This is a genomic window from Chromobacterium sp. S0633 (assembly GCF_024158805.1).
Lineage (GTDB): Bacteria > Pseudomonadota > Gammaproteobacteria > Burkholderiales > Chromobacteriaceae > Chromobacterium.
Genome location: NZ_JAMZGH010000004.1, coordinates 150,794 through 169,927 on the forward strand (window position 1 = coordinate 150,794; position 19,134 = coordinate 169,927).

The window sequence follows — 19,134 nt, forward strand, 5'->3', positions numbered from 1 at the left end:
TCAGGGCCTGTTCAACGCCGTATCGCCGAAGCGCAGCGGATTTTGAACAGGTTCTCAGGCGTAGGTATCGATGTTGGACCCCAGCCCCGGGCCTTGCCGCTCGGGGCTGTTGACGTGTTGGCGCGCCTGCAGCGGACTCATCCCTTGCTTGCCGGCCTGTTGCTGCATCAGCTCGATGCGGGCCTGCTGTTCCATCTGCGCGGCCGCCGCGGCCACCGCGCGATCCTGGCCGGAGGGGTCGGCCGGCGCCAGCGCGGCCCTTTGCACGGTTTGGGCGTTGGAGATGGTTTCCTGCGGCGTGCTGCCCCGAGCCAGGCGGATGCCCACCTCGCCGCCTATCGCGTATTGCTTGCCGTCCGGGCCTTGCTGATAAGTGTAGGTGGCGCCGCCGCCGGCCAGCGCGCCGCCGCTGGTCAGATGGGCTTGCTCATGCTGGCGCACTTCGCTGTCTCTCGCCTTGAGCGCTTCCACTTGTTTTTGCTGCGGCTCGTCCAGGGGCTTGCCGTCGGCGCCTAGCGTGGCATTGGGCCGGGCTGGCTCTTTTTGATCGGCGGCGCTAGGATCGGCCGCGTTGTTTCCGGGCGCAGAGGCAGGCGCCGCCGGCGCCGCGGCGCTGGCCAGGTTTTGCTGGCAGGCCGGGCACTGGCAGTTGGCGCCATGGCTGGCTTGCAAGGCGTAGCCGCCATAGCCGCCGTAGCTGGATATCCCGGAAATGCTCATGAATTCATCGTCTTAGCTTGATATTTCCAGTTTAGCCGCTATGTGGGGTTTTTGTCCAAAAGCTGTTGCGGCGGCGACAGGGGCGGAAATTCCGCTAAAAACTGTTTAAAACAAGCTTAAGGGCGCAGAATACGCGGTTTCGAATCTTTGCGGGACCACGCCGGCCGGCGTCGGGCGAGGTCCGCTTTTGGGAGTATGGCATGGGGCAACAGGTGGATCAGGCGAGCCAGCGCGAACTGGTGATGTCGGTGTTGATGACGCCGGACATGGCCAATTTTTCCGGCAATGTCCACGGCGGAGTGCTGTTGAAGCTGCTGGACCAGGTGGCTTACGCCTGCGCCAGCCGTTACGCCGGCTGTTACGTAGTGACCTTGTCGGTGGATCAGGTGCTGTTCAAGCAGGCCATCCACGTGGGCGAACTGGTGACTTTTCTCGCCTGCGTCAATCATGTGGGCCGCACCTCGATGGAGGTGGGCATCAAGGTGGTGGCCGAGGATATTCAGAAGCGCACGGTGCGCCACACCAATAGCTGCTATTTCACCATGGTGGCGTTCGAAAACGGCAAGGCGGTGCCGGTGCCGCCGCTGACGCTGGAAACGACGGAGCAGCAACACCGTTTCCGCGACGCGGAAATCCGCAAGAAGATGAGGATGGAAACCGAACAGCGCATGCGCCAGGCCTCCAAGCAGGACGGCGCCGATGCCTGAGGCGGCGTTCACTCTATTGCATAGCGATCCCCGCTTTTATCTGGTGGACAAGGCGCCCGGCGTCAGCTTCCACCGCGAGGGCGAGGAGGCCGGCCTGATGGAGGCCTTGCGCGCCGGCTTGAGCGACGAGGCGCTGTGGCCGGTGCACCGGCTGGACCGCATCACTTCCGGCCTGATCCTGGTGGCGCGCTCGGCCGAGACGGCGGCGCGGCTGGGCGAAGCCTTCGCCGGGCGAGAGATAGAGAAATATTATCTGGCCTTGTCGGACCGCAAGCCGGGCAAGAAACAGGGCAAGGTGGCCGGCGATATGGCCAAGGGCCGAGGCGGCGCCTGGCGCTTGCTGAACAGCCAGCAGAACCCGGCGGTGACGCAGTTCTTCAGCTATTCGCTGCAGCCGGGTCTGCGCTTGTTCCTGCTGCGGCCGCGCAGCGGCAAGACCCATCAGCTGAGGGTGGCCTTGAAGTCGCAGTCCGCGCCGATACTGGGGGATCTGCTATACGGCGGAACGCCGGCGGATCGCGGCTATCTGCACGCCTATGCGCTGCGCTTCGAACTGGAGGGCGAAAGTTTCAGCTTTGTCTGCCCGCCGAGCCGAGGCGAGGCCTTCTTGTCCGAGACCTGCCTCGCGGCGTTGCGGGACTTGGGCCAACCCTGGGATTTGGGCTGGCCGGCGGCGTGAGCGGCTAGGCTGGGCCGGGGTCCGGCTTTCAGGCCGCCATCGGCGCGGGAGCGGGCGCGGCCTGGTCGAAGCGAGCCAATTCCACGCCGTATTGTCCGCAGAGTTCGACGAAGGCCTGGCTGGAGAGGAAGCGGAATTCCTTGTCCCGCGTCGCGGCGATCGGGTCTTCCTTGTCTTGAGCCGGGTGGCCGGGGTGGCACATGATCAGCCCGCGGTCCGGCGTGCGGGCCAGCCATTGCTGCATCAGGCCGGCGAAGTCGGCTTGCGGCGTCAGCGAGTACATGCCGCCGAACCAGGGCGTGGTGTTGAATCCCAGTTCGCGAGCGCCGTCGTCGAAACCGGTGCTGACGCTGCGTAGCACCAGCGCCTTGAGCCGGTTGTCGCCGGGGTGGCCCAGGCGGTCCGGAGAGCGCAAATAGGGCAGCGTCTGGCCCTGCCAGCGCTGGGCAACGGCTTCGAACAAGGCGTCGCGGACCACCGGCAGCGCATGCACATGCTGGTGGCCGTCGATGAAGTCCGGCAGCCGGCCGAAATGCTGGCAGAACAGATCGATTTGCATGATGGCGGCATCACGCAGCGTCGGGCGCGACAGCTGGCGCAATTGACTCTTCATCAGCCAATGCGATAAGGGACGCGCCTGCTCGCCAAAGGGGTGAGTCAAATTGAAATGCAGGCCGATGTCGGCTTTGCCGTCGAAGGTTTTTAGCTCGGCAGCGCGGCTGGCCCAGCTGGGCGCCTGGCTCATCACGCTGGTGGCGGACAGGCGGCCGGCGGCCAGCAGTTCCAGAATGCCGGCGCTGATGGCGTCGGACTGGGCGAAGTCGTCGGCGCAGAGTGTCAGTCGTTTTGTCATGGGAGTGTGACCGCGACAAGCGGGTAAAGTTTTATATCCCTTTGTGCTGAAAATTAAGGGCTTCTGTGTAGTTTCTGTGTCGACGGCGGCTCACGGAAGGCCCATAGCTTGCTGAGCGCGAAGGTCAGCGCCGCGACGACGACGAGCACCAGCAACAGGGCCGCGCGATAATTCAGCGGGGTGAAGCGCAGCAAGAGCGCGTACATCGCCTCGTTGACGAGAAAGCTCAGGCAGGCGACGCCGAAGAAGCGCGGCAAGGCCTGGCGGTGGGGGATGTGGGCGGCTTGGAAGGTCTGCAGCCGGTGGCCCCAGTAGCTGACCTGGAAAGCGATCAGAAAACCCAGCACATTGGCTTGCAGCGGCGCCATGCCCAGCGGCACCAGCAGCCAGGCCACCACGCCGAAATGCACCAGCATGGCGGACACGCCGACCACGCCGAACCAGAACAGCTCCCGGCTCATTCTCCTGCGTCTCCGGCGTCCGGCCGCCCGCGGCCGCTGATGCGGCTGACCAGATAGGTGGGGCGCTGTTTGACCTCGTCGAAAATACGGCCCACGTATTCGCCCAGTATGCCGATGGACAGCAGCTGCACGCCGCCGAGGAAGCTGATCGCCACCGCCAGCGTGGGCCAGCCGCTGACCGGGTTGCCGAACAGCAGGGTGTGGGTCAGCTCCCAGGCGGCGTAGCCGATGGAGCACAGCGAAATCAGGCAGCCGACCACGGTCCAGATGCGCAGCGGCATATTGGAGAAGGCGGTGAGGCCGGTGATGCCCAGGTCCAGCAGCCGGCGGTAGTTGAAGCTGCTCTGGCCGGCGCGGCGCTCGCGGGTCTGGGTCGGCATCGGGCGCTGGGTGAAGCCCACCCAGTGGTACAAGCCCTTCATGAAGCGGTTGCGCTCCGGCATCTGGCGCAGCGCTTCCACCACGCAGCGGTCCAGCACGCGGAAGTCCTGGGTGTCGGCCGGCATCTTGTGGCGGCTGCCGCTATTGGCCAGTTGGTAGAAGGCTCGGGTGAACAGGCGCTTGGCCAGCGGCTCGTCCTCGCGGCTGCTGCGCACGCTGTAGACCATGTCGTAGCCTTGGCGCCATTCCTGCAGGAACACCGGCACCATTTCCGGCGGATGCTGGAAATCGCTGTCTATCAGCACGGCCACGTCGCCCTGAACGTGGTCGACGCCGGCGGTGAGCGCGATCTCCTTGCCGAAGTTGCGGGACAGCTGGATCAGCGTCACCGGCAGGCCGGCGGCATGGGTCAGCACCTGTTCCACGGTGTCGTCGCGGCTGCCGTCGTCCACCACCACCAGTTCGTGGCGGTAGCCGGCGTCGGCGAGCAACTGATGCAGGGTTTGCAGCATCGGCACGATGTTGGCGGATTCGTTGTAGGCCGGCACCACGCAGCTGACCAGCGGATCGGCCGGGCGCTCCTTGGCGCGTTGGGCCAATAGATAGGGCGGCACAAAAGCCTCAGTCATGCTGAGCGTCCTCGTGGTGGGCTTGCCGCGCGCCCGGGGCGTCGCCGAGCAGCAGCATGGTGTCGTTCATGACCTGGAAGCGGCCCAGCGGCGCGAAGCGGGCGCGGATGTCGGCCGGCAGCCGCGCCAGCTCGTTTTCGTCGGCCACGATGAAGCTGCCGGGTTTGCCCGCCAGCCAGGCGCGCAGTTGCTGCGGGTCCTGCGTGGTGCGCGCGCGGCCGTGGGAGTAGAACTCGGCGGAGAATTCGCGGCGGCCGGCCCAATAGACCAAGGCGCTGTCCGCGCTCGGGTTTTGCGCGCGCCAAGCGGCGATCACCTGTTTCTGGGTGCGCAGGTAGCGGTTGCCGTCGTAGTGGTTGAAGGCCAGCAGCGCCAACAGCACCACGCCGCCGATCGCGGCGATCCAGGGCAGCGCGCTGCGCTTCGCGTCGTCGGCGCGCGCGCGACGCCAGAGCTCGGCGAACAGCAGCGCGCAGCCCGGCAGCATGGGCAGGGAGTAGGGGAAGATGATGTTGCCGGACATCGTGAAGAACAGCAGCGTCATCAGCGTCCACAGCGAGAGATAAAGCAGCCAGCCATCGTCGTCGCGGCAGAGCCGCGGCAGCTTGGCGCCGTGGCGGACCAGCCAGGCCAGCATGGCGACGGACCAGGGAAAGATGGCGCCCAGCGCGTACAGCCAGATCATGCCGCGCGGTGTGGCGTGGGCGAAGCCGTATTTGTCGCCTTTCCAGCCGGAATCCAGGAAGCGGCTGACGTGTTCGCCCATGATGAAGTAATCGAGGAAGCCCGGGGTGCGTTGTTCCGCCAGCGCGTACCAGGGCGCGGCGACGGCGAACATCAGCAAGACGCCGCCGATCCACGGCAGCTTGCGCCACAGCGCCAGCCATTGATTGCGCAGCAAGACCCAGAAGAAGATGGGCATGCCCACCAGCACCACGGCCAGCGGGCCCTTGGCCAGCAGGCCGAGTCCCAGGCCGACAAAGAAGACATAGCCCCAGCGGCGGCTGTCGCGCGCCAGAGCGTGCCAGAAGGCGACCTGGCTCAGGGTCACGCAGAAGAGCAGCGCCGGATCGGTCATCACCGTGCCGGCGGCGCCGAGGAAGAGCAGGCCGCTGGCCAGGATCAGCGCGGCGGCCATGGCGGCGTCTCCGCCGCTGCGGCAGCGCATCAGGTGGGCGCTGAGGCCCAGGGTGGCGACGGCCAGTAGCAGCGAGGGCAGGCGCGCGGCGATTTCATTGACGCCGAACAGGCCCATGCCGGCGGCGGACAGCCAGCTGGACAGCGGCGGTTTGGCCCAGAACGGAATGCCGTAATCGTGCCACAGGGTCACCCAGTTGCCGGTTTCCAGCATCTTGCGGGCGATTTCGCCGTAGCGCGCCTCGGTGGTGTCGGTGAGCGGAATCGCCCACATGCCGGCGAGGCGGAGCAGCAATAGCAGCAGCAGGACGGCGACGGCGCCTTGCTGCCAGGAGAGACTTGATCTTTTCATTCGGGGTGGAGGGCCGTCGGCGCGCGCGGGCGCGGCGGCGAATAAGGGCCGGAATCTGGAAGCCCCGTATGATAAAGCCTTTTCTCCGGTCTGTGTTGGCCGGGGACGGCGCAAAAAAAGCCGGCGTCCGCCGGCTGCTTGCGGGGCCGGGCTGGGAGCCCGGCCGGCGACGCTTGGCCTTATTGCAGGCCGTGCATCATTTTTTTCAGTTTGTAGGACAGCGCGAACAGCACCAGCGAGCTGACGCCGGCCATGGCCACGAACAGCATGAAGAAGTCGTGCAGATTGCTGATGGCGTAGCCGAGGAAGTGCGGCACCGGCTTGCTCGGGTCCGGGTACAGTTCAGACAGGGTGCCGGCGAACTTGTTGGCGGCGGCGTTGGACAGGAACCAGATGCCCATCATCAGACCGGTGAAGCGGGCCGGGGACAGTTTCACTACCAGGGACAGGCCGATCGGGGACAGGCACAGTTCGCCGAAGGTGTGCAGCACGTACAGGCTGACCAGCCACAGCATGCTGACCTTGACGCCCGGTTCCAGGCCTTCCACGCCGAAGGCGATCACCAGATAGCCCAGCGCCAGGAAGAACAGGCCCAGCGCCATTTTCACCGGGGAGTTCGGCTCGCGGTTGTTGTGGCCCAGCTTGGTCCAGATGAGGGCGAAGATGGGCGCGAAGATCACCACCGAAATCGGGTTGATGGACTGGAAGTAGGAGGCCGGCACGGTGAAGCCGAGCAGGTTGCGGTTGGTCTGCTCTTCGGCGAAGAAGGTCAGCGAGGCGCCGGCTTGCTCAAAGGCGGACCAGAAGAAGATCACGAAGGCGGACACGATCAGGATCACCGCCAGGCGCTCTTTTTCTATGCGGGTCAGCGGGGCGTGAACCACTTTTTCGCCGCTGTCGTGGTGGCGCTTGGGCGCCATGCCGATGGGCTTGCCTTCCGGGGTCACCAGGTATTTGTTCTTGAACAGCGAGAACACGACCAGGCTCAGCAGCATGCCGAAGCCGGCGGCCATGAAGCCCCATTTGAAGTCGGCCGGGTGGCCGGTGTCGCCCAGGGTGCCGCAGACCAGCGGCGCGATCAGCGAGCCGGCGTTGATGCCCATGTAGAAGATGGTGAAGGCGGAGTCGACGCGCTTGTCGCCCTCAGGATAGAGCTGGCCCACCATCGAGGAAATGTTCGGCTTGAACAGGCCGTTGCCGGCAATCAGCATGCCCAGGCCGCCGTACAGCAGCCAGGAGGCGCTTTGCACATTGCTGTCGTGCAGCGATCCGGAGAAGAACAGCATGAACTGGCCAATGGCCATCAGCACGCCGCCCACCAGGATGGAACGGCGGTTGCCCCAGTAGCGGTCGGCGATATAACCGCCGATCAGCGGAGTCAGGTAGACCAGGCCGGTATAAGTGCCGTAGATGTCGGCGGCGTGAGCCTTGTCGAACATCAGAGCCTTGATCATGAACAGCACGAAAATGGCGCGCATGCCGTAATAGCTGAAGCGCTCCCACATTTCGGTCACAAAAAGCAGATAGAGCCCTTTGGGATGCGAAGTGGTCGACATAGATTATTTCCTTGTGTGACTTGAGTGACACCACTTGAACGAGCAAGATCGAGTGAGGTGTTGTTGTAGTTTTTACTTGCCTTGGATTTTGTAGGCAATTTTTGATAATAACTAGGAAATGTTTGGATGTGAAAATTTTTTAATATTTGTTGCCATACAATCAGTGTTTATAGAGTAAATGCGTCACTAACTGTCTTTATTTGTCATATTTATTTGTAAGCAAAATGACATGGGTGCTGTGAGGCTTCACATTCGGGCTATTGTCGAAAATCCCGGCGGGAGAAGGGCTTAAGCGTGTTTGCGGCGCTGCCGGCCTTGGAGGGGAGGCTGAGGGCCGGGCTCGCCGGCGCTGAGGCAAAACAGCAACACTTGATCGGGCGCCGGGGGCGGCGGACAAAGAAAAAGCCCTGTGGGAAGCAGGGCCGGGAGGCGGAGCGCTTCGGCGTTTAATTGCCGCCGACGGTGTCCAGCCTCAGCTGCGGGTGTTCGTCGGCGCCGGCGCGCAGCACCTCGGTCTGGCGGCTGCTGTTGTAGCGCAGTTCGCCGTCAACGAAGATCTGGCCTTCCACCACGTAGCGGCCGTCGGGTTTGATCGCCTGCTTGTCGTAGCACAGGGAGAAGTCCGCCGGGATGCTGCGCGGCTTTTCCAGGATTTGCTCGGCCAGCAGCTGCGGCGGCGCGTCCTGACGGCTTTGATCCAGCAGGCGAACCTTGACCAGCACGTCCTTGGCCTGGGACAGCGTCGCGCTCTGCTGCGGCGCGATATTGCCGGTCAGGTAGGCGGGCACGAAGCCGCCGGCGTGGGCGGCGCTCATGGCCAGGCCCAGAGTCAGCGCGCACAGGGCGCGGAACCATCGCGTCATCATCAGTCCGCCGGCTCCAGGTTGGGGTGGCCCAGCGAGACGGTCTGGCCTTCAGCCGGCTTCCACTCGCCCTGCAGCCGCCATTGCTTGGCCTGGTCTTCCAGCAGGATGTACCAGTGGTTGGCCTTGACCGGAACCGTCGGCAGCGTGGCCTGGTAGAGATTGGAGCCGACTTGGCGCATATCCACTTGTTGGTCGAAGTCGTCCTGAGCCGGGTGCACCATGCGCATGGTGATGGTGGCGGGCAGCGCCACCTTGCTGGTGGTGATCAGCCGCAGCGTGCGCTGATCCGAGCCCACCATCAGCTGCGCGCTCAGGCCCATATTGAAGGCTTGCTTGTCGCGGCGCAGCTCCATATTGATGGCCTTGCCCTTTTTGTAATAGTCGTCGGTGACCAGGCCGTCGTCGGTGCGGATCGCGGTGGCGAGGAACATCACGCCGACGATGACGGAAATCAGCGGCAGGCCGAACAGAATCCAGGGCCAGGGCTCGCGGTACCAGGGGCGCGGAGCAGGGTGGGTGTGCTGCATGTATTACTCTCCGATGAAGCTGGACTTCTCTTCCACTTGCAGGGAAGGGTTGTTGATGGACTCGATCAGGAAGCGGATCTCGTGGCTGCCCTTGGTCGCGTACTGCGGATCGGCCTGGACGTGGACGGTGACGTCGGTGTTGCCGGTGGCCGCGACGGCGATGTCCTTGCGGTCGGCCTGCACTTTCAGGCCGGGCAAGCCCGATGCTGTGATCCTGAAATGCTGATTCTGTTCCGTAGTATTGATAATTTTAATGATATAGGTGTTTTCCAGCCAGCCGGCATCGGTTTCGCGCACCAGCGAGGCGCGGTCGCGCAGCACGTCCACCTTGAAGGGCTTGCGCATCAGCATGGAGCCGATGGAGGTGGCGATGACGACGCTGAGCACCAGCGTATACAGTATCACGCGCGGGCGCTTGAGCCGGGAGGCGATGGCCTTTTCCGGGTATTTGCCTTCCAGCGCGTTTTCCGTGGTGTAACGGATCAGGCCGCGCGGATAGGCCATTTTATCCATCACCTCGTCGCAGGCGTCGATGCAGGCCGCGCAGCCTATGCACTCGTATTGCAGGCCGTTGCGGATGTCTATGCCCACCGGGCAGACTTGAACGCAGATGCTGCAGTTGATGCAGGCGCCCAGACCCTGTTCCTTCGGGTCGCTGCCTTTCTTGCGCGCGCCGCGCGGTTCGCCGCGCTTTTCGTCATAGGAAATGATCAGAGTGTCGGCGTCGAACATCACGCTCTGGAAGCGCGCGTACGGGCACATGTATTTGCAGACCTGCTCGCGCATGAAGTTGGCCAGCAGATAGGTGAAGCCGGCGTAGAAGAACATCCAGAACGCTTCCCAGGGCCCGTAGTCGAAGCGCGGCGCGGCGGCCACCAGATCGCGGATCGGCGTGAAGTAGCCCACCAGGGTGAAGCCGGTCCACAGCGAGAACAGGATCATCAAGGCGTGCTTGGTGAATTTGAGGCGGAATTTGCGCAAGCTCATCGGCGACTTGTCCAGCTTGATGCGCTTGTTGCGGTCGCCTTCCACCCATTGCTCTATCCACAGCATGATTTCGGTGTAGACCGTCTGCGGACAGGAATAACCGCACCACAGCCGGCCGGCGATGGTGGTCCAGGTGAACAGGGCGAAGGCGCAGCACATCAGCAGCGCGGCCAGATAGACGAAGTCCTGCGGCCAGATGGTGAGGCCGAACAGGTGGAATTTGCGTTCGATCAGGTCGAAATGCAGCGCCTGGCGTCCGTTCCAGCTCAGCCAGGGCAGGCCGAGGAAGACCAGCTGGGTGCCTATGACGAAGAGCACGCGCAGATTGTTGAACAGGCCTTTGACGGCGCGCGGATAAATCTTGGTATGCGACTCGTACAGAGAAACGGTCTCGGTGGCGTCGGGCTGCTGGCCGGCCTGGCGCGGCGGTTCGACCTTGATCGGAATTTCCTTGAGCGAATCGGACATGGGCGTTTCCTTCTCTGCGGATTTGGCCAAAGCCATGCGCGGCATGGACTTGGCGAAATGCGCGGCTGCGTCGGAGCGGAGATGTTATATGAAATCATATAACATCCTCGCGAAAGAATACTGCCCGCGTGAGCGGGCAGTAGGTCGGCACCGGTTATTGCGGCGCTTTGGGGTTGTTGGACAAGCCCCAGACGTAAGCGGTCAACAGATGCACCTTGCCTTCACCCAGGAAGTCTTTCCAGGCCGGCATCTGGTTGTTGCGACCGTTGGTGATGGTTTCGATGATGGTTTTCTCGCTGCCGCCGTACAGCCAGTTGTTGTCGGTCAGGTTGGGCGCGCCCAGCTGCGGGTTGCCCTTGCCGTCCGCGCCGTGGCAGGCGATACAGACTGTGGCGAAGGTTTCCTTGCCGCGCACCGCGCGCTCCGCGTCATGCTTGCGCTTGGACAGGGAGAGCACGTAGTTGGCCACGTCCTTGACCTTTTCCTCGCCGAACGCCGCGCCCCAGGCCGGCATCTGGCCGTGACGGCCTTCGGAGATGGTGGTGTGGATGGTCTTGATGTCGCCGCCCCACAGCCACTTGTTGTCGGTCAGGTTGGGGAAGCCCTTGGCGCCGCGGGCGTCGGAACCGTGGCATTGCACGCAGTAGGTCTGGAACAGGCGCTTGCCCATTTCCTGAGCCTTGGGATCCGCGGCCACGGCCTTGACGTCCTGCTTCAGGAACTGGTCGTACAGCGGCTGATACTTGGCTTCCGCCTGCGCGCGTTCCTTCTTGTACTGGTCTACCGAGGTCCAGCCGAACACGCCTTTCCAGGTGCCGAGGCCGGGATACAGGATCAGATAGACCACGGCGAAGGCCAGGGTCACGTAGAACATCAGCATCCACCAGCGCGGCAGCGGGTGGTTGTACTCGGAGAGGTCGCCGTCCCACACGTGGCCGGTGATCTCCACCTGTTCGCCCTTTTGCACCTTGATCTTGGATTGCGAAAACACCAGATAGGTCAGCCAGACGAGGCCGCCCAGCACGATCGCGGTGATCCAGATGTTCCAGAATTCGCTCACGAAATCACTCATTTTCTTGCTCCGTTGGAAGCTTGGTCTTGTTCCGCTTCCTGCACCTTGTCGTCGTCGAGGAAGGGCAGGTTGGCCGCGTCCTCATACCGGTTCTTGGAGCGCTTGCTGTAGGCGATGCCCAGCACCACGATGAAGAATGCAAAGCACACTACCGTGAACAGCGAGCGTCCGATGGTTACCCAGTCCATGGCTTAACGAACGTTCTTCAAGGCAAGGCCCAGGCCTTGCAGGTAAGCGACCAGCACGTCCATTTCCGACTTGCCCTCCACCTGGGCCTTGGCCTCGGCGATGTCCTTGTCGGTATAGGGAACGCCCACCAGGCGCAGCGCCTTCATCTTGGTCGGCACAATGTCGGCGTCGGCCAGATTCTTGGCCAGCCACGGGAAGGCCGGCATATTGGACTCGGGAACCACGTCGCGCGGGTTGATCAGGTGCACGCGGTGCCATTCGTCGGAGTAACGGGCGCCCACGCGGGCCAGGTCCGGACCGGTGCGCTTGGAGCCCCACAGGAAGGGGTGGTCGTACACCGATTCGCCGGCCACGGAGTAGTGGCCGTAGCGCTCGGTTTCAGCGCGGAACGGACGGATCATCTGCGTGTGGCAGGTATGGCAGCCTTCGCGGATGTAGATGTCGCGGCCGGCCAGCTGCACGGCGGTGTAGGGCTTGACGCCGGCCACCGGCTGAGTGGTCGATTTCTGGAAGGCCAGCGGCAGAATTTCCACCAGACCGGCCACGCTGACGACCAGCAGGGTAAACACGATCAGATAGCCGACGTGTTCTTCGATCAGTTTTTGTATCTTATCCATGATGTTTCCTTGCGCCTCAATGAGCGTGGGCGGTGATGGCCGGGATCTTGGCGTCTACGGCACGGCCCGCGGTTACGGTGCGGAAGGTGTTGTAGGCCATCAGGAACATGCCGAGCAGGTACAGGAAGCCGCCGAGCAGACGCACGAAGTGGTACGGATAGGTGGCCTTGACCGCCTCTACGAAGGCGTAGGTCAGGGTGCCGTCCGGGTTCAGCGCGCGCCACATCAGGCCCTGGGTCACGCCGGAGATCCACAGCGCGGCGATGTACAGCACCACGCCGACGGTGGCGAGCCAGAAATGGGCTTCAACCAGCTTCAGGCTGAACATGGATTCGCGGCCGAACAGGCGCGGAATCAGGTAGTACATGGAACCGATGGTGATGAAGCCCACCCAGCCCAGCGCGCCGGAGTGCACGTGGCCGATGGTCCAGTCGGTATAGTGGGACAAGGCGTTGACGGTCTTGATCGACATCATCGGGCCTTCGAAGGTGGACATGCCGTAGAAGGACAGCGAAACCACCAGGAATTTCAACACCGGATCGGTGCGCAGCTTATGCCAGGCGCCGGACAGCGTCATGATGCCGTTGATCATGCCGCCCCAGCTCGGAGCCAGCAGCACCAGGGAGAACACCATGCCTACGGACTGGGTCCAGTCAGGCAGGCTGGTGTAATGCAGGTGGTGAGGACCGGCCCACATATAGGTGAAGATCAGCGCCCAGAAGTGCACCACGGACAGGCGGTAGGAGTAAACCGGACGGCCGGCCTGTTTCGGGATGAAGTAGTACATCATGCCCAGGAAGGCGGCGGTCAGGAAGAAGCCCACGGCGTTGTGGCCGTACCACCATTGCACCATGGCGTCCACGGCGCCGGAGTAGGCGGAGTAGGATTTCCACAGCGACACCGGCACGAAGGCGGAGTTGACGATGTGCAGCAGGGCCACGGCCAGGATGAAGGCGCCGTAGAACCAGTTGGCCACGTAGATGTGCTTGACCTTGCGGATGGCGATGGTGCCGAAGAAAACGATGGCGTAAACAACCCAGATCACCGCGATCAGCAGTTTGATCGGCCATTCCAGCTCGGCGTATTCCTTGCTGGTGGTCAGGCCCAGCGGCAAGGTGATGGCGGCCAGCACGATCACCAGCTGCCAGCCCCAGAAGGTGAAGGCGGCGAGCTTGTCGGAGATCAGCCGGACGTTACAGGTACGCTGCACCACGTAATAGGAGGTGGCGAACAGGCCGCAACCGCCAAAGGCGAAGATGACCGCATTGGTGTGCAGAGGACGCAGGCGGCCAAAGTGGAACCAGGGGCCGAAGTTCAATTCGGGCCAGACCAGTTGGGCCGCAATGATGACGCCCACCAACATGCCGACAATGCCCCACACGACGGTCATGATGGCAAATTGGCGCACCACCTTATAGTTATAAGTGGATTGCGTTTCCATTTAGGGTTTTCTCCAAGGTTGCTAACTCAGAACGTGACATATCTAATCGGCGGCTTGAAGTCCGGGAAACTGTCCCCATCTGTACCGATGTGACTGTATCCAGACGATGCCGCAGGGAAAACGACTTTTATTAAAATCAAGCGCTTGACCCAGATCGCAGCGGTACTGATGTCTGTATTAGCAGTTCATCCCGTATTGCGACAGCGCAATTTCCCCATTTAGTTAACCCGGCATTCTAAATCAATTACCCATATCGGGCCAGTTTGGACGGCCGGGGGATGTCGCTTTCCCATTTGTCTTTATTTATGTCTCAAGCGAGCGTGACAGTTCTTGCAAATACTGTTGCTACTGACCGAGATTGTATTGTCTGGCGGCCCAGCCTTCTTGACCTGGATCAAGATGTCATAAAACGCAGCGTTTACCCGCGGCAAGTGCTAAAATCAGAAGGTTTTGCAACGATTGCAGGCAGATCATGACCGTTTCCGTCCGCTACACCCTATGTCCGAGCGCCCCGGAGGCGCACCTTTTCGAGGTCGTCCTGACCGTTTCCCGGCCCGCCAAGAATGGCCAGATTTTCTCATTGCCGGCGTGGATTCCCGGCAGTTACATGATCCGGGAGTTCTCCAAACATATTGTGGAAATTCGCGCGGAATCCGCGGGAAAAGCGGTGCGGCTGGTCCAGCTGACAAAAAACAGTTGGCAAGCCGCGCCAGTCAAGGGCTCGTTGGTTCTACGCTATAAAGTTTATGCGTTTGATCTGTCGGTGCGCGGCGCTTATCTGGACGCGCAGCGCGGCTTCTATAACGGCAGCAGCGTTTTCCTGGCGGCGGACGGCTACGAGAACGAGGCTTGCGAGGTGGAGATCCTGCCGCCGGAAGGCAAGGCCTACGCCGATTGGAAGGTGGCGACCAGCTTGCCGGCGCGCGGCGCGGACAAGAAAACCGGCTTCGGCGGCTATCAGGCCGCCTCTTACGACGAGTTGATCGACCACCCGGTGGAACTGGGCGCTTTCGAACGCGTCAGCTTCAAAGCCTGCGGCGTGCCGCACGAATTCGTCGTCTCCGGCCGCTTCCGCGCCGACCTCAAGCGCCTGGCGCGCGACGCCAAGAAAATCTGCGAATACCAGATCAAGCTGTTCGGCGAGCCGGCGCCCTTCGAGCGCTACGTGTTCATGCTTTTCGTCGGCAAGGACATCTACGGCGGCCTGGAGCATCGCGCCTCCACCGCGCTGGTGGCCAATCGCGACGACTTGCCGCAGCAGGGCGTCGAGGAGATCGGCGACGGCTATCTGAAGCTGCTGGGTCTGATCAGCCACGAATATTTCCACAGCTGGAACGTCAAGCGGATGAAGCCGGCGGCGTTCACTCCCTACGATCTGAACCAGGAAGGCTATACCCGTCTGCTGTGGGCCTTCGAGGGCATCACTTCCTATTACGACGACTTGAGCCTGGTGCGTTGCGGCCTGATAGACGAGAAGCGCTATCTGGGCCTGCTGGCGGAAACCATCAGCGGCGTCGAGCGCGGCGCCGGCCGCTTGAAGCAGACGCTGGAGCAATCCAGCTTCGAAGCGTGGACCAAGTACTATCGGCAAGACGAAAACAGCCCCAACAGCATCGTCAGCTATTACACCAAGGGCGCGCTGGCCGCGCTGGCGCTGGACCTGACCATACGCAGCGACAGCCAGGGCCGTCAGTCGCTGGACGACGTGATGCGCGCGCTGTGGCGCAAATGGCTGGACGACGGCAAGGGCCTGGCCGAGGACGAGTGGGAAAGCCAGGCGCAGGCCGTCACCGGCCTGGACCTCAAGGCCTTTTTCGATCGCGCGCTGCGCGGCGTTGAGTCCCTGCCGCTGGCCGAACTGTTGGCGGCCCAGGGCGTGGAGCTGCGCTTCGAGCCGGCGGCCAACGCCGGCGACCGCGGCGGCCTGGCGTTGAGCGGCAAGCCTGCGCCGGCCAGCCTGGGGGTCAAGGCCGTGGCCGAGGCCCAGGGCGTGCGCGTGCTCAATGTCTACGACGGCGGCGCGGCGCAAGGCGCCGGCCTGTCCGGCGGCGACGTGATCGTGGCCATAGACAAGCTCAAGGCCGTGGACCTGGACAAGGCGCTGGCGCGCTACCAGCCCGGCGATAAGCTGAAACTGCACTGGTTCCGCCGCGACGAACTGATCAGCGCGCAAGTGGAATTGCAAGCCGCTCCTGCCGACGCCTGCCGCCTGCTGTTGCAGGACGGCGGCGCGCAGTGGCTGCGCCGCTAATATTCATCGGGTCGGCGCCGCTGCCCGGCGTCGTCCCCCTCCAGCCAAGACCGGCGCAGCCGGCATCGAAGGAGACGTAGACATGGCTCAACAGCCGCAAGTCAAGTACCGCAACGACTACGCAGCCCCCGCTTTTCTGATCGACCGCGTCGATCTGAGCTTCGACATCGAAGACGACGCCACCCGCGTGCACGCGCGTCTGGTGGTGACCCGCAACGACAAGGCCGCGCGCCAGGACGATCTGGTGCTGGACGGCAGCGCCGCATTGGTGGCGGTGACGCTGGACGGCGAACGCCTGGGCGAAGGCGGCTACGCGCTGGCCGACGATCAACTGACCGTGCGCGGAGTGCCGGACAGCTTCATCCTGGAAGTGGAAACCGAGATCGATCCGGCGGCCAACACCAGTCTGATGGGCTTGTACGCGTCCAACGGCAATCTGTTCACCCAATGCGAGCCGGAAGGCTTCCGCAAAATCACCTATTACCTGGACCGTCCCGACGTGATGGCCAAGTTCACCACCACCATCATGGCGGACAAGCACAAATTCCCGGTGCTGCTCTCCAACGGCAACAAGGTGGGCGAGGGCATGGTGGACAAGAAGCGCCACTGGGTGAAGTGGGTGGACCCGTACAAGAAGCCGTCTTATCTGTTCGCCTTGGTGGCCGGCAAGCTGACGGCGCTGAAGGACAAGTTCGTCACCATGCGCGGCCGCGAAGTGGCGCTGGAGATCTGGACCGAACCGGCCGATCAGGACAAGACCCAGCACGCGATGGAGTCCCTGAAGCACTCGATGAAGTGGGACGAGCAGCGCTTCGGCCTGGAATACGATCTGGACATCTATATGATCGTCGCCGTCGGCGACTTCAATATGGGCGCGATGGAGAACAAGGGCCTCAACGTCTTCAACACCAAGTACGTGCTGGCGCGCAAGGACACCGCCACCGACGCCGACTTCCAGGGCGTGGAGCGGGTGATCGGCCATGAATACTTCCACAACTGGACCGGCAACCGCGTCACCTGCCGCGACTGGTTCCAGCTGTCGCTGAAGGAAGGCCTGACCGTGTTCCGCGACCAGGAGTTCGGCGCGGACATGAGCAGCCGCGCGGTCAAGCGCATCGAGGACGTCAAGGGCCTGCGCGCTCATCAGTTCCCGGAGGACGCGGGCCCCACCTCCCATCCCATCCGCCCGGACAGCTATATCGAGATGAATAATTTCTACACCATGACGGTGTATGAAAAAGGCGCGGAAGTGGTGCGCATGTATCACACCTTGCTGGGCGAAGCCGGCTTCCGCAAGGGCATGGACCTGTATTTCAAACGCCATGACGGCCAGGCGGTGACCTGCGACGACTTCCGCGCGGCGATGGCCGACGCCAACGACGTGGACCTGGGTCAGTTCGGCCTGTGGTACAGCCAGGCCGGCACCCCGGTGCTCAGCGTCAGCGGCCGTTACGACAGCGTGGCGCGCAGCTACACCCTGAACGTGCGCCAATCCTGCCCGGCCACCCCGGGCCAGGAGCAGAAGCAGCCCTTCCACATCCCGCTGGCCCTGGGTCTGGTGGGCGCGGACGGCGCCGACCTGCCGCTGCGGCTGGAGGGCGAGGCCGAGGCGCAGGGCGGCACCCGGGTGCTGGACGTCAAGGCGGCGGAGCAGAGCTTCACCTTCGTCGACGTGCCGGCCGAGCCGGTGCCTTCGCTGCTGCGCGGCTTCTCCGCGCCGGTGAAGCTGGATTTCGATTGGCGCGACGACCAACTGGCTTTCCTGATGGCCAACGACAGCGACAGCTTCAGCCGCTGGGAAGCCGGCCAGACCTTGGCCGAGCGCCTGTTCAAGCAGCTGTTGACGACGCTGGCCGCCGGCGGCGAGCTGAAGTTGCCGGAAACCTTCGTCGCCGCCTTCCGCGCGGTGCTCAAGGACCATGTCGCCGATCCGGCGTTCAAGGCCTTGATGCTGGCTCTGCCTTCCGAGGCGGAAATCCTGGAGATGGTGGAGGCGGCCGATCCGGCGAGCATCCATCAGGTGCGCGATTTCGTGCTGGACGAGCTGGCGCAGGCGCTGCGCGGCGAGTGGCGCGAGGCGTACGAGCTGAGCCAGACCCGCGATTACAAGCCGCAGGACGCCGGCAAGCGCGATCTGAAGAACCGCGCGCTGGCCATGCTGAACCGCCTGGACGACGCCTGGCCGGCGGAGGCCGCCTCCAAGCAGTGCCAGGAGGCGGACAATATGACCGACCAGATGGGCGCGATGCTGGCCTTGCGCGATCGCGACGGCGCCGAGCGCGACGATTGCTTCACCGCCTTCGCCGCCCGCTGGCAGGGCGATGCGCTGGTGATGGACAAGTTCTTCATGCTGGTGGCCAGCAGCCAGCTGTCGGGCACGCTGGAGCATGTGCAGGCGGCGATGCAGCACCCGGCCTTCACCTTGAAGAACCCCAATAAGGCGCGCGCGCTGATCGGCACCTTCGGCGCCAATATGGCCTTGTTCCACGCCGCCGACGGCAGCGGCTATCGCTTCCTCGCCGATCAGGTGCTGGCGCTGGACGCGATCAATCCGCAGGTGGCCAGCCGCATCGTCAACGCCTTCCGCCGGCTGAAGAAGCTGGAGCCGGCGCGTCAGGCGCTGATGCGCGAGCAATTGCAGCGCCTGGCCGGGCAAACGCTGTCCAAGGACGTGTACGAGATCGTGTCCAAGATTTTGGAAGCCTGAGCCGTCTCGCGCCGCTCAAAACAAAGCCCCGGTTTCAAACCGGGGCTTTTTTCATGGCGGCTTGGGTTGCCCGGCGCGGCTTATTCTACGCGCAGCCGCTGTCCGCCCTGTCCGCCTTGTTTCTTCGGCAGCGTCAGGCTGAGCACGCCGTTTTCATACTTGGCGCTGGCCGCGTTGCGTTCGATCTCGGCCGGCAGCTGGAAGCTGCGCGACACCGCGCCGTAAAACCGCTCGGTGCGCAGCGGGCGTTCGTCCTTGCGCTCGCTGTCCGTCTGGCGCACTTCCGCCTTGATGGTGACCAGCGGGCCGTCCACTTCCACATGGATATCTTCCTTGCCGACGCCGGGGATTTCCGCGTGAACGGTGAACTGGGTTTCGGATTCCCTCACGTCGATCTTGATCTGGCTGGGCAGGGGATCGCCGTGCAGCGGCTTGATGAAAAAGCCGGGGCTGAAGTCGCGGAACAGTTCGTCAAACAGGCTAACATTGCCGCGGGAAGGCAGGATGTTCATCTTACTCTCCTTTTAGATCAAT

The 19,134-nt window shown here is 63.2% G+C and carries 18 protein-coding genes; 4 read left to right on the top strand and 14 right to left on the bottom strand.

From position 1 onward, the window contains the following. Positions 1–54: 54 nt before the first annotated feature. Entirely contained in the window at positions 55–720 is a 666-nt protein-coding gene (locus NK214_RS04180; RefSeq protein ID WP_253313815.1) for a putative metalloprotease CJM1_0395 family protein, read from the bottom strand. Between the two features lie 200 nt (positions 721–920). On the opposite strand from NK214_RS04180, the gene NK214_RS04185 reads away from it, so the two are divergent. Together NK214_RS04185 and NK214_RS04190 are read left to right on the top strand one after the other, a co-directional pair. Then, positions 921–1,427: an acyl-CoA thioesterase gene (locus tag NK214_RS04185; protein ID WP_199225795.1), complete on the top strand. Its 507-nt coding sequence runs from the start codon at positions 921–923 to the stop codon at positions 1,425–1,427. Next, positions 1,420–2,106 (top strand): TIGR01621 family pseudouridine synthase, encoded by a 687-nt coding sequence (locus NK214_RS04190; RefSeq protein WP_253313816.1) that lies wholly within the window; start codon positions 1,420–1,422, stop codon positions 2,104–2,106. Before NK214_RS04185 ends, NK214_RS04190 begins: the two co-directional genes overlap by 8 nt. 28 nt (positions 2,107–2,134) lie before the next feature. Here NK214_RS04190 and NK214_RS04195 read toward each other — a convergent pair whose 3' ends face one another. From NK214_RS04195 to ccoN, 12 genes are all read right to left on the bottom strand, one after another. Continuing rightward, positions 2,135–2,959, bottom strand: coding sequence for a ChbG/HpnK family deacetylase (locus NK214_RS04195; protein WP_227106991.1), 825 nt, complete (start codon positions 2,957–2,959; stop codon positions 2,135–2,137). Positions 2,960–3,012: 53 nt separating this feature from the next. Next, on the bottom strand, positions 3,013–3,420 hold the full coding sequence (locus NK214_RS04200; RefSeq protein WP_107798184.1) for a GtrA family protein: 408 nt from the start codon (positions 3,418–3,420) through the stop codon (positions 3,013–3,015). Beyond that, positions 3,417–4,430 (bottom strand): glycosyltransferase family 2 protein, encoded by a 1,014-nt coding sequence (locus NK214_RS04205; RefSeq protein ID WP_107798185.1) that lies wholly within the window; start codon positions 4,428–4,430, stop codon positions 3,417–3,419. The genes NK214_RS04200 and NK214_RS04205 overlap by 4 nt, the downstream gene beginning before the upstream one ends. After that, positions 4,423–5,919 carry a glycosyltransferase family 39 protein gene (locus NK214_RS04210; protein ID WP_253313817.1) on the bottom strand — a complete coding sequence of 499 codons (1,497 nt, stop codon included), beginning with the start codon at positions 5,917–5,919 and terminating at the stop codon, positions 4,423–4,425. Before NK214_RS04210 ends, NK214_RS04205 begins: the two co-directional genes overlap by 8 nt. A gap of 179 nt (positions 5,920–6,098) precedes the next feature. Then, positions 6,099–7,475, bottom strand: a complete 1,377-nt coding sequence (locus NK214_RS04215) for a peptide MFS transporter (protein WP_107798187.1) — start codon at positions 7,473–7,475, stop codon at positions 6,099–6,101. Positions 7,476–7,921: 446 nt separating this feature from the next. Further along, positions 7,922–8,338: a YbaY family lipoprotein gene (locus NK214_RS04220; protein WP_253313818.1), complete on the bottom strand. Its 417-nt coding sequence runs from the start codon at positions 8,336–8,338 to the stop codon at positions 7,922–7,924. A gap of 2 nt (positions 8,339–8,340) precedes the next feature. Continuing rightward, entirely contained in the window at positions 8,341–8,868 is a 528-nt protein-coding gene (locus tag NK214_RS04225; RefSeq protein ID WP_253313819.1) for a FixH family protein, read from the bottom strand. 3 nt (positions 8,869–8,871) lie between these two features. After that, positions 8,872–10,323: a cytochrome c oxidase accessory protein CcoG gene (gene ccoG / locus NK214_RS04230; protein ID WP_107798189.1), complete on the bottom strand. Its 1,452-nt coding sequence runs from the start codon at positions 10,321–10,323 to the stop codon at positions 8,872–8,874. Between the two features lie 154 nt (positions 10,324–10,477). After that, a complete protein-coding gene (ccoP, locus tag NK214_RS04235; RefSeq protein ID WP_019102683.1) occupies positions 10,478–11,395 on the bottom strand; it encodes a cytochrome-c oxidase, cbb3-type subunit III in 918 nt (305 codons plus the stop codon). After that, positions 11,392–11,583 carry a cbb3-type cytochrome c oxidase subunit 3 gene (locus NK214_RS04240; RefSeq protein WP_048410958.1) on the bottom strand — a complete coding sequence of 64 codons (192 nt, stop codon included), beginning with the start codon at positions 11,581–11,583 and terminating at the stop codon, positions 11,392–11,394. The genes ccoP and NK214_RS04240 overlap by 4 nt, the downstream gene beginning before the upstream one ends. 3 nt (positions 11,584–11,586) lie before the next feature. After that, positions 11,587–12,201, bottom strand: a complete 615-nt coding sequence (gene ccoO, locus NK214_RS04245) for a cytochrome-c oxidase, cbb3-type subunit II (RefSeq protein WP_019102681.1) — start codon at positions 12,199–12,201, stop codon at positions 11,587–11,589. 16 nt (positions 12,202–12,217) lie between these two features. Then, positions 12,218–13,642, bottom strand: coding sequence for a cytochrome-c oxidase, cbb3-type subunit I (ccoN, locus tag NK214_RS04250; RefSeq protein WP_107798190.1), 1,425 nt, complete (start codon positions 13,640–13,642; stop codon positions 12,218–12,220). Between the two features lie 472 nt (positions 13,643–14,114). Between ccoN and NK214_RS04255 the strand changes: the two genes are divergently transcribed. Together NK214_RS04255 and pepN are read left to right on the top strand one after the other, a co-directional pair. After that, positions 14,115–15,893, top strand: coding sequence for a M61 family metallopeptidase (locus NK214_RS04255; RefSeq protein WP_253313820.1), 1,779 nt, complete (start codon positions 14,115–14,117; stop codon positions 15,891–15,893). Positions 15,894–15,975: 82 nt separating this feature from the next. Then, on the top strand, positions 15,976–18,600 hold the full coding sequence (gene pepN / locus NK214_RS04260; protein WP_253313821.1) for an aminopeptidase N: 2,625 nt from the start codon (positions 15,976–15,978) through the stop codon (positions 18,598–18,600). A gap of 80 nt (positions 18,601–18,680) precedes the next feature. Here the strand turns inward: pepN and NK214_RS04265 are convergent, their stop codons facing one another. Then, positions 18,681–19,112, bottom strand: a complete 432-nt coding sequence (locus NK214_RS04265) for an Hsp20/alpha crystallin family protein (protein ID WP_235084336.1) — start codon at positions 19,110–19,112, stop codon at positions 18,681–18,683. Between the last annotated feature and the right edge of the window lie 22 nt (positions 19,113–19,134).